This is a genomic window from Agromyces sp. Marseille-P2726 (assembly GCF_902809835.1).
In the GTDB taxonomy this organism is placed as follows: Bacteria; Actinomycetota; Actinomycetes; order Actinomycetales; family Microbacteriaceae; genus Agromyces.
Genome location: NZ_CADDWM010000011.1, coordinates 354383 through 368419, shown reverse-complemented (window position 1 = coordinate 368419; position 14037 = coordinate 354383). Strand labels below are relative to the sequence as shown.

9 protein-coding genes are annotated in these 14037 nt (G+C 69.3%); 7 read left to right on the top strand and 2 right to left on the bottom strand.

All coding sequences use genetic code 11. The annotated features are described in order from the left end of the window. Positions 1-7: 7 nt before the first annotated feature. The 4 genes from HUS56_RS06125 (at position 8) to recR (ending at position 9277) form a co-directional block, all read left to right on the top strand. Positions 8-5635: a peroxidase family protein gene (locus tag HUS56_RS06125; RefSeq protein ID WP_173922491.1), complete on the top strand. Its 5628-nt coding sequence runs from the start codon at positions 8-10 to the stop codon at positions 5633-5635. A gap of 134 nt (positions 5636-5769) precedes the next feature. Continuing rightward, positions 5770-6180, top strand: a complete 411-nt coding sequence (locus HUS56_RS06120) for an META domain-containing protein (protein ID WP_173922490.1) — start codon at positions 5770-5772, stop codon at positions 6178-6180. 109 nt (positions 6181-6289) lie between these two features. Continuing rightward, complete coding sequence (locus tag HUS56_RS06115) at positions 6290-8677, top strand: DNA polymerase III subunit gamma and tau (RefSeq protein WP_173922489.1); 2388 nt, start codon at positions 6290-6292, stop codon at positions 8675-8677. A 3-nt stretch (positions 8678-8680) separates the two neighbouring features. Further along, positions 8681-9277: a recombination mediator RecR gene (gene recR / locus HUS56_RS06110; protein WP_173922488.1), complete on the top strand. Its 597-nt coding sequence runs from the start codon at positions 8681-8683 to the stop codon at positions 9275-9277. A 17-nt stretch (positions 9278-9294) separates the two neighbouring features. On the opposite strand, the gene HUS56_RS06105 is transcribed toward recR, so the two are convergent. Beyond that, positions 9295-9471 (bottom strand): hypothetical protein, encoded by a 177-nt coding sequence (locus tag HUS56_RS06105; RefSeq protein ID WP_173922487.1) that lies wholly within the window; start codon positions 9469-9471, stop codon positions 9295-9297. Between the two features lie 232 nt (positions 9472-9703). On the opposite strand from HUS56_RS06105, the gene HUS56_RS06100 reads away from it, so the two are divergent. The 3 genes from HUS56_RS06100 to HUS56_RS06090 all read left to right on the top strand — a co-directional run bounded on the left by HUS56_RS06100 (position 9704) and on the right by HUS56_RS06090 (position 13012). After that, on the top strand, positions 9704-11263 hold the full coding sequence (locus tag HUS56_RS06100; protein WP_173922486.1) for an HNH endonuclease signature motif containing protein: 1560 nt from the start codon (positions 9704-9706) through the stop codon (positions 11261-11263). Between the two features lie 65 nt (positions 11264-11328). Next, complete coding sequence (locus HUS56_RS06095; RefSeq protein ID WP_173922485.1) at positions 11329-11688, top strand: nuclear transport factor 2 family protein; 360 nt, start codon at positions 11329-11331, stop codon at positions 11686-11688. A gap of 196 nt (positions 11689-11884) precedes the next feature. Further along, the gene (locus tag HUS56_RS06090; RefSeq protein ID WP_173922484.1) at positions 11885-13012 is read left to right on the top strand and encodes a ScyD/ScyE family protein; all 1128 of its coding nucleotides are present in this window, start codon (positions 11885-11887) and stop codon (positions 13010-13012) included. Between the two features lie 200 nt (positions 13013-13212). Here the strand turns inward: HUS56_RS06090 and HUS56_RS06085 are convergent, their stop codons facing one another. Continuing rightward, on the bottom strand, positions 13213-13713 hold the full coding sequence (locus HUS56_RS06085; RefSeq protein ID WP_173922483.1) for a hypothetical protein: 501 nt from the start codon (positions 13711-13713) through the stop codon (positions 13213-13215). Between the last annotated feature and the right edge of the window lie 324 nt (positions 13714-14037).

The window sequence follows — 14037 nt, the reverse complement described above, 5'->3', positions numbered from 1 at the left end:
GCGCTTGATGCGCCTGTGGCTCGCGGTGCTGGCATGCGTCACGCTGGTCGTGACGCTGGTGGCCATGCAGCCACCGACGACCGCGCGAGCGGTCACTGACGAGACGCCGGCGTTCGTGCTGAATCAGAACGACCTGGAGTTCATCCTTCGGCAGATCCAGATCTCGGAGTCGCATGCCGCCGGGAACCCGCTGCGCTGCGGGAGCGACACCGACCTCAGTGGCAAGTGCGTGAACGGCGACGCCCGCACGCTCGGCGTGCGGACGGTCGACGGGAGCGAGAACAACCTGCTCGTCGGCCAGGCGCAGTACGGTTCGGCCGACCAGGCGTTCCCGCGCCTTCTTGCGCCGGAATGGCGCCAGGCCGACCCGAACCCGCCGTTCCCGGGCACGACGCCGCCCACCGGTCCTCCCGGCAACCCGGCCGAGGTGGTCGCGATGTGCGAGCCGGGCCTCACCTGCTACGAGCAGACCGACGGCATCGTGTACGACAGCGACCCGCGTACCATCTCGAACCTCATCGTCGACCAGACCACGAACAACCCGGCGATCGTGAACCAGCTCGACGCCGGCACCGCGTTCCAGGATGAGACCACCGCCGGAACCGACCGGGTGATCATCCCGAACACCGCGCCTGACGAGGGACTCTCGGCTCCCTTCAACACGTTCATGGGCTTCTTCGGGCAGTTCTTCGACCACGGCCTCGACCTCGTGGCCAAGGGCGGCAACGGCACCCTGATCGTGCCGCTCCAGCCCGACGACCCGCTGTACGTCGAGGGTTCGCGCACGAACTTCCTCACGCTCACCCGCGCAACGCGCATCGACGACGCGCAGGGCAACCCGACGACCGAGCACGTCAACCTGACGACGCCGTTCATCGACCAGAACCAGACGTACTCGTCGCACCCGTCGCACCAGGTGTTCCTGCGTGAGTACGACGCCGACGGCAACTCGACCGGGCGTCTGCTCGAGGGCAGTGCCCACGAGAGCGGCATGGCGACCTGGAACGACGTGAAGGCCCAGGCGCGCGAGGTGCTCGGCATCGACCTGACCGACGCCGACGTGCTCGACGTCCCCCTGCTGCTCACCGACCAGTACGGTCACTTCATCCCCGGTTCGGAGCGAGGGCTGCCGCAGCTCGTCGTGTCGACCGGACCGAACGTCGACGACGTCGAGTTCGTCGAGGGCGACACGTCGAACCCGGTCTCGACGGCCGACGCGCTGGGCACCGGCCACGCGTTCCTCGACGACATCGCCCACGGCGCGACGCCGGTGGTCGACGAGGCGACGGGTGAGCTGCTGCCCCGCTACGACGAGAACGGCGAGCCGATCCTCGACGAGGCCGGTCAGCCGGTGCTCGCGGGCTATGACAACGTCACCCTCGGTGCCCACTTCATCGCGGGCGACGGTCGCGTGAACGAGAACATCGGCCTCACGGCGGTGCACCACGTGTTCCACGCCGAGCACAACCGCATGGTCGGGCAGATCGAGGATCTGCTGAACGGAGAGCGTCCCGAGCTCGAGAGCGGGAACCTCGAGGAGTTCGCGAACGCGTTCCGTGGCGAGGCGCACAGCTTCCCGTCGGCCAAGGCCGGCGAGGCGCTGCCGCAGCCCGAGGACGACGACTGGACCTACGAGCAGCGCCTCTTCCAGGCGGCGAAGTTCGCGACCGAGATGCAGTACCAGCACCTCGTGTTCGAGGAGTTCGGACGCAAGGTCGCCCCGACGATCGACGAGGTCGTCTTCAACGAGAACAGCTACAACCCCGGTGTCGACCCGGCGATCTTCGCCGAGTTCGCGCACGTCGTGTACCGATTCGGCCACTCGATGATGACCGACACGATCGGCCGTGAGGCGGTCGAAGGAGGCACGCAGGAGTTCGAAGCGGTTCCGCTCTTCGACGGGTTCCTCAACCCGGCGGCGTACGACCTCGACGGGACGCTGACGCCCGAGGAGGCGGCCGGCTCGATCATCAACGGCACGACCGCGCAGGTCGGCAGCCAGATCGACGAGCACATCGTCGACACGCTGCGCAACCAGCTGCTCGGCCTGCCGCTCGACCTCGCGACGATCAACCTGCTCCGCGCTCGTGATGTCGGCATTCCGCCGCTGCAGGACGCGCGTCGCACGTTCTTCGCGGCGACCAACGAGCCCAGCCTCCGGCCGTACACCAGCTGGACCGACTTCGGGCTGAACATCAAGAACGGCGACAACTTCGGCCGGGGTGGCAGCAATGCCTCGCTGGTGAACTTCGTCGCCGCCTACGGCCAGCACCAGTCGATCCTCGACGCCACCACTCTCGAGGAGAAGCGGGAGGCCGCCGCGCTGCTCGTGAACGGTGCCCCGCAGGGCGAGGAGTTCGTCGTCCGTCACGGCGGAAACGACCGGTACCACACGGCGCAGTTGATTGCCGAACGGCACTTCACTGGGCCGGTTCCCGTGGTCTTCGTCGCGGCCGGGGCGAACTTCCCCGACGCGCTGGCTGGCGGGCCGCTCGCGGCCGCCCTGGGCGGACCGATCCTGCTCGCGGCGCCTGACGCGATCCCGGCGCCGACGGCGCAGGCGATCGGGAACCTCAGGCCCGAGCGCATCGTGATCCTGGGCGGCCCGGGCACTGTGGGTCCGAACGCTGAGACCACCCTGAACGCGTTGCTCCAGTCCGTGACGCCCGGCGCTCCAGCGGCCGAGCGGATCGCCGGTGTCAACCGGTTCGAGACGGCCGCGTTGATCGCGGATGAGTTCCCCAACCCGGGTGGAAGGGTGTTCATCACGAACGGGTTCAACTTCCCCGACGCACTCGGTGGGGGCGCGGTGGCCGCGCGAGACGAGAGCCCCGTGCTCCTCGTCAACCCGACGGCGCTTCCGGCCGAGACGGCCGCGGCGCTCGAGGCGCTCGAACCCTCGGAGATCGTGATCCTCGGTTCCGAGGCGGCGGTATCCGCGGGGGTGGCCTCGCAGCTCGCGGGCTACACGGCGGGATCTGTGACGCGTCTGGGCGGTGCCGACCGCTACCTGACGGCGATCGCGATCAGCCAGGAGTTCTTCGAGCCGGGCGGGGACAGCGTGTACCTCGCCACGGGTGCGAACTTCCCCGACGCGCTCGCAGCATCGCCGGCCGCAGGACTGAACGGCGCCCCGCTGCTGCTCGTGCCGCCGACCGGGCTCACGCCCGAGCTGACCGCCGAGCTCACGAGGCTCGCTCCGCAGCAGGTGCACATCCTGGGTTCGGCGAGCGCGGTCAGCCTCGACACCGAGGTGGCGTTGGCAGCGCTCGCACCGGCTCCGGTGGAGGCACCTGGCGACCGGCTGGACTTCATGAACAGCACCGGCGACTACGCGAATGTCAACGGAGAGACCGTCACCGGTCTCGAGGACGTGGACTTCTGGGTCGGCGGTCTCGCTGAGCGGCTCAACCCGTTCGGCGGCATGCTGGGCTCGACGTTCAACTTCGTCTTCGAGATGCAGATGGAGGCGCTCCAGTTCGGTGACCGGTTCTACTACCTGTTCCGCAACCAGGGTCAGCAGCTGTTCGCAGCACTGGAGGGCAACACGTTCTCCGACCTGATCCAGCGGAACACGGATGCCTCGAACCTGCCGGCCGACATCTTCGCGCTGCACGACCCGATCCTCGATCTGGAGAACCTGCCGGACCCGCTTCCGGAAGGCCTGCTCCAGATGCCCGACGGGACGTGGCGCTGGGATGGCGACGAGCACATCGAGCTGCACGGCACGCCCGACGCGGACCGGATCCGCGGCGACGAGGGTGACGACGCACTCTGGGGTTACGGAGGCGACGACGTCATCGAAGGCGGCGCCGGCAACGACGCGCTGGTCGGCGGCCCGGGCGATGACATCATCACCGACTCATTCGGCGACGACAACATCAAGGGCATGCAGGGCAACGACGCGATCAACGCCGGACCCGGCATCGACCTGACCATCGGTGGAATCGGCGACGACTTCATCATGGGCGGCGGCGACCCGAAGACGACCTTCGCCGGAATGGGCGATGACGTGGTCCTCGGCACCTCCGGTCGCATGACGGTCTTCGGTGGCGAACACGACGACTGGGTCGAAGGTTCGAGCCACGCCGACCTGCTGCAGGGTGACAACGCCGACCAGTTCCAGACCGACGTGCTCGGTGGGAACGACGTGGTCATCGGTGGACTCGGCAACGACGACATCGAGGGCGAGGGCGGTGACGACATCCTCATCGGCAGGGCCGTCGGCACCGACCGTCACCTGGGCAACCTCGGGTTCGACTGGCTGACGTACTACGGGGAGACCCTGAACGTCACGGCGGACTTCGCGTTCTCGCGAGTCTTCCAGCAGCAGAACCCGCTGCCGTCGCGGTTCGACCACCTCGAGGCGCTCTCGGGCGGTCAGGGCAACGACACGCTGCGCGGCGCGATGGTGTCGCCCGATGACCTGCTGGAGAACGAGATCCCGCTGACGAAGGCGACCGAGGAGAGCCTCACCCTGGTGGACGGGCTCACGGAGCTGCTGCGGCCGGCGGGTGCGCCGTTCGACTACGCGGCACCGTTCCTGCGGGGCACGCCCGAGTCCGACACCGACGGTGTGCACGAGATCGTGATCGGCGGTGTGGGCAGCGACGTGGTCGAGGGCCGAGGTGGCAACGACTTCCTCGACGGTGACGCCATGCTGCGGGTGCAGCTGGTGCACACGCCCACGGGTGAGCGGTTCGACAGTGCCGCTCAGGTGCAGGCGCGCGTGTTCTCGGGTGAGATCAACCCCGGTGACCTCGACATCGTTCGCGAGATCGTGATCGATGACGAGGACGCCGCGGCCTCGCTCGACACCGCGTTCTACAACAACCCGATCGGGTCGTACCAGATCACCCAGCTGCCGAACGGCTACTGGCAGGTCGACCACGTCGTGGTGCAGGAGGTCGAGGAGTCCGATGGCGTCGACGTCATCCATGGCTTCGAGGTGCTCCAGTTCGCCGACGGGTGCGCGACGCTGAACGCCGCCGGCGACGCCTGGGAGGCGTGCGAAGCGACCGCGGAGCTCGCCCTGAGCACCGACAGCCCGGTCGAGGACCAGCCGATCACCGCGACCCTCCAGGCGGTCGGTGGCGGCGCGATCGATGCCACCGGGTTCACCAACGTGCAGTACACGTGGTGGGCCGGCGAGGGCGAGGACGCCGGGAACGTGACCGAGTGGGAGCCGCTGGTGGTGGTGAACGTGAACGCCGGGCAGGACCCGACCACGAACACCTACATCCCCGACGACCTCGCGGTCGGATCGTTCCTCCGGGTCACGGTGGCGTACCGCGACGCCGACGGCTTCTTCCGCACGGCGACCTCACCGGTCACCGCCAACGTGGTGGAGAACCAGAACGACGTGCCGACGCTGCCGACCATCGTGGCGTCGCCGAGCGGGCTGCTCACCGTGACGCCGCCGACCGACGGCGACGGCTTCAACGAGGACGACCCCGGATTCACCTACCAGTGGTTCCGTGACGGGGTCGCCATCGAGGGAGCCACGGCGAGCACCTACACGCAGGTCGCAGAGGATGTCGGGCTGACGATCACCGTCCAGGTCTTCTACACCGACCTGCACGGCACCGCCGAGAGCCCGACGTCGGCAGGGTACGTGGTGCTCGTGGCCGGATAAGTGATCCCCCCGGTGCGAATGAGGAAGGTCCTCACGCACCGGAACCCCAAAACCGGTGGAGCGGAGCTCGTGGCGATTGCGAGCCCCGCTCCACCGGATCTTCACCCCAGAAGTCTCATGAAGTGGAACCCGTCTTGACCCTACGCACCACCGGCACCACCCGCATCACCGCCGCGGCACTCCTCACCACCGCCCTGCTCAGCACCGTTTCGGGGTGTGCTGCGTCCTCCGCACCCGACCCCGAAGGCCCCCCGGTGCCGCACCACGTCGGCACGTGGGGGTCCGTCGCCGAGGGCGCCGCGCACGTGACCTTCGAGGCTGATGGGGCCGTCACCGGCTTCGACGGCTGCGCCGACCTCGATGGCAACTGGACGCAAGGTGACGACGGCAGGGTGTTCACCGACTCGCTCGGCACCAGCGCCGCCGAGTGCGACGCACCCGAGGCATGGCTCACCGACACCGCATTCGTCGAGGTCGACGGCTCCCAGCTGGTCGTCCGCAACGGCTCCAAGGAGGAACTGGGGCGCCTCGGTCGTGTCGAATGAGGAGGGTCGGCAGCGGCATCCGGCCTGCGAGGTGAACGGCACGACCGGTACGAAACGGCGAGCCGCGGCATCCGGACTCGGTGTCACCGGCGGCAACTACGATTGATCCGTGGTCACCGCCCTGTATCGCCGCTACCGGCCTGAGACGTTCGCCGAGATGATCGGCCAGTCGCAGGTGACCGAGCCGCTCATGACGGCGCTTCGCACCGATCGCGTCAATCACGCGTACCTCTTCAGTGGGCCGCGCGGGTGCGGCAAGACGACGTCGGCGCGCATCCTCGCGCGGTGCCTGAACTGCGTCGAGGGCCCGACGGATGTCCCGTGCGGCACGTGCCCCAGCTGCGTCGAGCTCTCGCGGGGTGGCGGCGGTTCGCTCGACGTCGTCGAGATCGACGCGGCCTCGCACAACGGCGTCGACGATGCGCGCGACCTGCGTGAGCGCGCGGTGTTCGCTCCGGCGCGCGACCGGTACAAGATCTTCATCCTCGACGAGGCGCACATGGTCACGCCGCAGGGCTTCAACGCGCTGCTCAAGCTCGTCGAAGAGCCGCCCGAGCACGTCAAGTTCATCTTCGCGACGACCGAGCCCGACAAGGTGCTCGGCACGATCCGCTCGCGCACGCATCACTACCCGTTCCGCCTGGTTCCGCCCGGCCCGATGCTCGAGTACGTGCAGCAGCTCTGCGCCGAAGAGGGCGTCGAGGTCGCTCCTGGGGTGCTGCCCCTGGTGGTGCGTGCCGGCGGCGGCTCGCCGCGAGACACGCTGTCACTGCTCGACCAGCTCATGGCCGGGTCCGAGGGGTCGACCATCGACTACGAGCGTGCGGTCGCGCTGCTCGGCTACACGCACGGCGCGCTGCTCGACGAGGTGGTCGACGCGATCGGGGCTCGAGATGCTGCGGGCGCCTTCGCCGCCGCCGACCGGGTGGTGCAGACCGGGCAAGATCCGCGACGCTTCGTCGAAGACCTGCTCGAGCGGTTGCGCGACCTCATCGTCGTCGCCGCGTCGTCGCCCGAGGCGGCAGCAGCGGTGCTGCGCGGTGTGCCCGAAGACGAGCTCGCGCGAATGGCGACGCAGGCGGCGGCGTTCGGCTCGGCCGAGCTCTCGCGCGTCGCCGACCTCGTGAACCAGACGCTCACCGAGATGACGGGCGCCACGTCGCCGCGGTTGCACCTCGAGCTCATGCTCGCGCGCGTGCTCGTGCCGAGCTCCGACGACACCGAGCGTGGAGCGCTCGCGCGGGTCGAGCGTCTCGAGCGTCGCGTCGGGGTGTCGGATGCCGCGGCGGATGCCGGTGGGCGCGAAGCGCTCGGTGCAGAGTCCGGTGGTCGAGTAGCGCCGCCGGAGGCGACGTCTGGTGGTCGAGTAGCGCCGCGCGACAGCGCGACGCGTATCGAGACCACATCTGCCGCAGACGCGGAGCCTGGTCTCGATACGGGTGCGGCTTCGCCGCGCCCTACTCGACCAACAGAGGCGGCTGCGCCGGGCGGTGGTCGAGTAGCGCCGCCGGAGGCGACGTCTGGTGGTCGAGTAGCGCCGCGCGACAGCGCGACGCGTATCGAGACCCCATCGGTCGCAGACGCGGAGCCTGGTCTCGATACGCGTCCGGCTGCGCCGGGCGCTACTCGACCAACGGAGGCGGCTGCGCCGGGCGCTACTCGACCCGCGGAGGCGGCTTCGGCGGGCGGCGCTCGACCAGCGGAGCGACCCGTCGGGCCGGTGACCGTACAGCTGATCCGCGATGCGTGGCCCGAGATCCTCGGAGTGCTCGAGCGCACCAAGCGCTCGGCGTGGATCGCGGCCATGACCGCCAAGGTGATCGACTACCGCAGCGACGAGAGCGTGCTCGTGCTCGGATTCCCGAGCCAGAACGACGTGCAAGACCTTCGAGGCGGCACCGGCCCGCAGAAACCCGCCGATCTGCTGCGGGCGGCCATCGCCGATGTGCTCGGCGTGCAGGTCAAGTTCCTGCCGCGGGTCATCGGCAGCCAGGCCGGCGAGGCCGAACCGCCCGCCCGCCCGAGCGCTTCGGAACCCGCGACGCCCCGGCCGTCGACGCCAGCCACCCCACCGTCGGCGAGCGTCGTCGACTCGTGGACGACCGTCGCGATCCCGACGGACGATCCGGCGACCCCCGAGGCACCGGCATCCTCGAGCGGTAACGGCTCACCCGGCGGGAGCCCGCAGCGCCAGGCCTCGAGCGCGCGCACGGCGACGGCGCTGGCAGATGCGCCGGCCGCGGCATCCGACCTCGAGGCAGTACCCGACGAAGTCGACGCGCCGCCCGCCGACGACGTCGAGCCCCCGTTCGATCCCGGCCCGGTACCCGAGGTCATCGCGCAGACGCCGGCCGCGACCGCGCGTCCGCGCTCCGCGGCATCCGTCGACGGCGGCATTCAGCGGTACGGCGAGGCCGTCGTGCGCGAGGTGCTGGGCGCGACGTTCCTCGAAGAGGTCGAGGCGCCCGGCGGCCCGGGCTTCGGGGAGCGCGGATAGCACGTGTACGAAGGCATCGTCCAAGAGCTGATCGACGAACTCGGGCGTCTGCCCGGCATCGGGCCGAAGTCGGCGCAGCGAATCGCGTTCCACATCGTGCAGACCGAGCACTTCGACGTCACGCGTCTCGCCGAGATCCTGCTCGAGGTGCGCGACAAGGTGCGGTTCTGCGAGATCTGCGGCAACGTCTCGGAGCAGCAGACCTGCTCGATCTGCCGCGACCCCCGCCGCGACCCGAGCTTCATCTGCGTCGTCGAGGAGGCGAAAGACGTGGTCGCGATCGAGCGCACCCGCGAGTTCCGCGGGTTGTACCACGTGCTCGGTGGCGCCATCAGCCCGATCGACGGCATCGGACCCGACGAGCTCCGCATCCGCCAGCTCATGCAGCGGCTCGCCGACGGCACCGTGAACGAGGTGATCATCGCGACCGACCCGAACCTCGAGGGCGAGGCGACGGCGACCTATCTCAGCCGCCTGCTCACCACGCTCGAGATCAAGGTGACACGTCTCGCGTCGGGCCTTCCGGTCGGCGGCGACCTCGAGTACGCCGACGAGGTCACGCTCGGTCGTGCGTTCGAAGGGCGCCGCGTCGTCAGCTGACTGCGAGGCGACGTGAGCTAGTCGCCGTCGACCGCGCCACCGATGTCGCCCGCCTCAGCGGCGGACGGTTCCCACCCCTCCACGACGGCGGAGGTGGATGTCGCGGAATCTCCTGCGCGCAGATTCGCCGCCTCCAGCGCCCGCTCGATCGCGAGATCCGTCTCGGAACCTGGTTCGACAATTCGATCGTTCATCGGCATGGTGCCTCCTTCTGAGCTACGGTATCGGCGCGTGCGGCCGCGGGTCCAAGGGATTTCGGCGCGAGCCGGAACTTCAGCTGGCCGCAACGTCGCGCCCGTGGTCGTGATCGTGGTCCGACTCCTCCTCAACAGGTGAACATGCGTGCGGTTTCTCCACAGGAAAAGTGCCGGTCAGGGGCGGGAACCGCCACCAACCAATGTCAGTGGCCCCTGCAAGGATCGAAGCATGACGAACCCGCTGCGGCCGCTCGAGCAGGCGCTCGATGAGGCCCGTGCCGCGTGGGCTGCGGCGCGGCCTGCGTTCAGCTCAACGCCGCCTGGCGATGCGCAGGGCGAGATCGAGCAGATGAGCAACGCCGGTGTCGTCGCGGTCACCGATGCGATTGCGCAGCTTCGACGCGACGCCGATGCGATGCTGGCTCGATTGGCGTCCGAGGTCGCGCGTCGGTCGAGCGCAGAGTTCGGTGCCGACGGGCTCGCGAAGCAGCAGGGCTTCCACAACCCGGTGCGCCTGCTTGCGGCATCCACTGGCGGCACGACCGCTGAAGCCGCCAAGCTCATCGCGGTCGGCGAGTCGACCAGGTCGCGGTCCTCGTTCACCGGCGAGCGGCTCCCGGCGAGGCATCCGGCCGTCGCTGCCGCCCTCGAGAAGGGCAGTATCAGCACGGATGCCGCGGGCATGATCACCGCCATGCTCGAACGCGTCCGGCCGCGCGTCGATCACGATCGGGCACTGCGCTACGAATCCGAGCTGGTGGCGTTCGCCACCGGCAACAGCCTCAGCCTCGTGACTCGGGCGGTCAAGCTCGCCGAAGCGCGGCTCGACCAAGACGGCCTCGAGCCGCGCGACGAAGAGCGCTGGCAGCAGCGCTCGCTGACGATCCGCGAAGACTCCAACGGCATGCTCCTCCTGAATGCCCGCCTCGACCCGGCGACTGCGGCACCTGTGAAGGCAGCCCTCGAAGCAATGGTGACCGACGCGCTCCATCGTCGGCGCGATGGCGATGTCGACGTCCGCTCTCACGCCGGCGGAGCGGGCGAGGGCGCGAACTCGGCAGGCACCGGCGCAGTCGGCGAGGCCGCGAACTCGGCAGGCGCCGGCGCTGTGGGCGAGGCCGCGAACTCGGCAGGCACCGACGGTGTGGGCGAGGCCGCGAACTCGGCAGGCGCCGGCGCCGGCGCTGGCGCCTCGGTGATCGCCGACACCCGCACAATCCCGCAGATGCAGGCCGACGCACTCGCTGAACTCGCCCGGCACTGCCTCGGTTGCACCGTTGCACCCGCACCAGCCGCCAAGACCACGGTCATCGTCAGGATGGATCTTGACGCCCTGAGCTCCCGGCTCGGCGTGGCGACCGTCGACGGCATCGATCAGCCGATCGCCGCATCAACGGCGCGACGCCTGTGTGCCGATGCCGAACTCATTCCGGTCGTGCTCGGCGGTGGCGGCCTGCCGCTCGACCTCGGCCGGTCGGCCCGCCTCTTCACTCGAGCCCAACGTCTGGCCCTCGCCGAGCGCGATGGCGGCTGCGCCAGCTGCGGTCAGAACATCGCCTACGTCGATGCTCATCACATCCGCTGGTGGGAACGACATCTCGGCCGCACCGACCTGTCGAATGGAGTGTTGCTCTGCAGTTTCTGCCATCACATGATCCACCGCGACGGGTGGCAGATCACCGCCTCGCCGGGCGAGGTGTGGTTCATCCCGCCCCCGCACGTCGATCCCCATCAGAAGCCCCGGCTCGGCGGTCGCGCGCGCTTCGAGCTTTCCGCCGTGGCGGCATGACCCGCCCGCGGCGACCTGATGTCCGGGGTTGACGCTCGGGTACCGACGCGACTGGAATGGGGCGCATGGCCAGCGCAGGAGAACAGTGGGTCGAGCGGTACGTCGCGGCGTGGGAGTCGAACGACCCCGGCCAGATCGGGGCCCTCTTCACGGATGACGCCGTCTACCTCACTGCGCCCGACCACGAGCCCCGACGCGGGCGTGAGGCGATCGTCGCCGGATGGCTGGAGGACCGCGACGAACCGGGCACCTGGTCATTCGACTGGAAGGTCATCCACGAAGACGAGGACACCGGGTTCGTCGTCGTGCAGGGCAAGACGGTCTATCCCGCCGAGAAGGACTACCTGAACCTCTGGATCATCCGCCTCGCCCCCGACGGCCGCGCCACCGAGTACACCGAGTGGTATATGCCGCGGAAGCACTGAGTGGGCCGCGTGGCGGCGGTGCGCTCGGGTGGGTACTCCCAAATAGGGCTCGGGTGGGTACGCCCAATACGGGCTCGGGTGGGTACCCCCAATAAGGGTGAGGAATGCTCGTAATGCCTTGCCGCGGCATGCGGCGTCGGGAAGGGTGAGGCCTGCGGCATCCGTCGCATGGAACCCTCCTGCTCGTGGAGTGAACATGTCTCGCACGCTTCGTTCGATCCCGCCCGTGATGACCGCGGTCATCGGCTTGGCCCTCGTCGCCGCCGCGGTGCAGCCGGCGCAGGCGGCACCGCCGTCGTCCGACCCCGTCACCGTCGCCACGGGACTCAACAATCCGAGACAGCTCACGGTCGGACCCGGCCAGCGCATCTACGTCGCCGAGGCCGGCGTCGCCGACGAATGCAGTCCCCTTCCCGGTGTCGGGCTCGAGTTCCAGGTGTGCGGACTCACCGGATCGGTGACCGAGATCCGCGGCACCGACCAGCGGCGCGTCGTGACCGACATCCCGGCGCTGAACTTCAACGGTGAGGTCGTCGGCGCGTCCGACGTCGACGTGCGCGGCAACGAAATCGCGGTGCTCATCGGCGGCTTGGCCGGTGCCGCCACGGCGCGCGACAGTCTGCCGGCCCAGTACGCCAGCTTCGGTACCCTGCGCACCGGCTCGCTGAAGTCCGGCCCCGTGGCCGCGGCCGATCTCGCCCCCGCGGCCGACCTCAACGCGTACGAGGTCGCGAACAACCCCGACGGCAACGTGCCAGCCGACAGCAACGCGGTCGGCTTCACGACGCTGAACGCCAGGAACTGGGCCGTCACCGACGCCGGTGGCAACTACCTCGCGACGGTGGGCGCCCGCGGAGAGAACACGGTCGCGGTCTTCCCCAACGGCCCCGCGGTGCCCAACCCGTTCCCGTTCCCGCCGCCGTTCATCAACCCGCAGGCGGTTCCCACCGACGTCGTCGTCGGCCCCGACGGTGCGTTCTACGTGTCGCAGCTGACCGGCTTCCCATTCCCGACCGGCGGATCCACGATCTGGCGGGTCACGACCGACGGGCAGGTGTCGGCGTACGCGACCGGACTCACCATGGTGACGAGCCTCGCGTGGAAGGGCGGCACGCTGTACGCGGTGCAGCTCGACGACGGCAACTTCTTCGACGGCCACGTCGGCTCCCTGCGAAAGGTGACGCCGGGCGGATCCACGCACGAGGCCGTCGTCGCCAACCTCGACGCGCCGTACGGCGTGGCGATCCGGGGCAACTCCGCGTTCCTCACCACCGGCTCGGTCTCGGCGGGCGGCGGCGCGGTGATCCAGGTCGACCTGCGCTGACGACTGGTGATCCAGGTCGACCTGCGCTGACGACTGGTGATCCAGGTCGACCTGCGCTGACGACTGGTGGGCGGTTCACCCGCCCACCTTCTGCCAGGCTATCGGCGCGGTGCCCACGTCCGCGAGGGAGGAACACTTCCTATTCCGACATCGGTGCCGGAGTGCCGGAGTGCCGGAGTGCCGCCGCTTCTCAGAGAGAGTCAGCGAAGCAGCTCGACGAGCACCACCCACGCGAGAAGGATCGCCGCGATGATGGCGAACACCGAACCGACGCCGATGAAGACGAGTCCGACGCTTGCCACGCCCAAGGCAACCAGCGTTCCGCCGACGAGGAACGCGGCGATTGGCACGATCCCGGCGATCGATTTCAGGATGCGCTCGCCGCGAACCGGCGATGCACGGGGCGTGCGTGCGATCACCTGAACCGCGTGCCACTGGAACGTCGCGGCGAGCACCGTCGCGACGATGACCTCGAGGCCATAGACCACGTCCGACTGGCCGGGCATGAGGCCGAACGCCCCGGCGACGATCGCGAGCACGAGGGTCGCGATCGACGCCGCCGCACGCGCCGGCAGCGTCGGCGACTTCATGATCTCGGCGATGTTCACCGACATCGCCACGATGAGCAGGCCCGCCAGCGCGGCGGTCGCGCCGACCATCGCCACGTTGAAGTCGTTCCAGCCCTCGAGCGCCTCCGACATGTGGGCACTCTATCGTCGGGATCTCGATACGCGTCGCCCTTCGGGCGGCGCTACTCGATTATCGGGATCTCGATACGCGTCGCCCTTCGGGCGGCGCTACTCGATCACCGGTGCTCCTCGGGCGGCGCTACTCGATCGTCGGGATCTCGATACGCGTCGCCCTTCGGGCGGCGCTACTCGATCACCGGGGTGCGCGTCGCCCTTCGGGCGGCGCTACTCGATCACCGGAGCGGCCGTCACATATCTGGAGCGGAATCCGCGTCGCCGTATGATTGTCTCCTCTGGCGCCGCAGGCTGTTCCGGCGGCTGAACCACCACCCCGGG

Coding starts and splice junctions, on each gene's coding strand:
- HUS56_RS06090 (WP_173922484.1), top strand. CDS start 11,885: ATGTCTCGCACGCTTCGTTCGATCCCGCCCGTGATGACCGCGGTCATC.
- HUS56_RS06085 (WP_173922483.1), bottom strand. CDS start 13,713: ATGTCGGAGGCGCTCGAGGGCTGGAACGACTTCAACGTGGCGATGGTC.
- HUS56_RS06125 (WP_173922491.1), top strand. CDS start 8: ATGCGCCTGTGGCTCGCGGTGCTGGCATGCGTCACGCTGGTCGTGACG.
- HUS56_RS06095 (WP_173922485.1), top strand. CDS start 11,329: ATGGCCAGCGCAGGAGAACAGTGGGTCGAGCGGTACGTCGCGGCGTGG.
- HUS56_RS06105 (WP_173922487.1), bottom strand. CDS start 9,471: ATGAACGATCGAATTGTCGAACCAGGTTCCGAGACGGATCTCGCGATC.
- HUS56_RS06100 (WP_173922486.1), top strand. CDS start 9,704: ATGACGAACCCGCTGCGGCCGCTCGAGCAGGCGCTCGATGAGGCCCGT.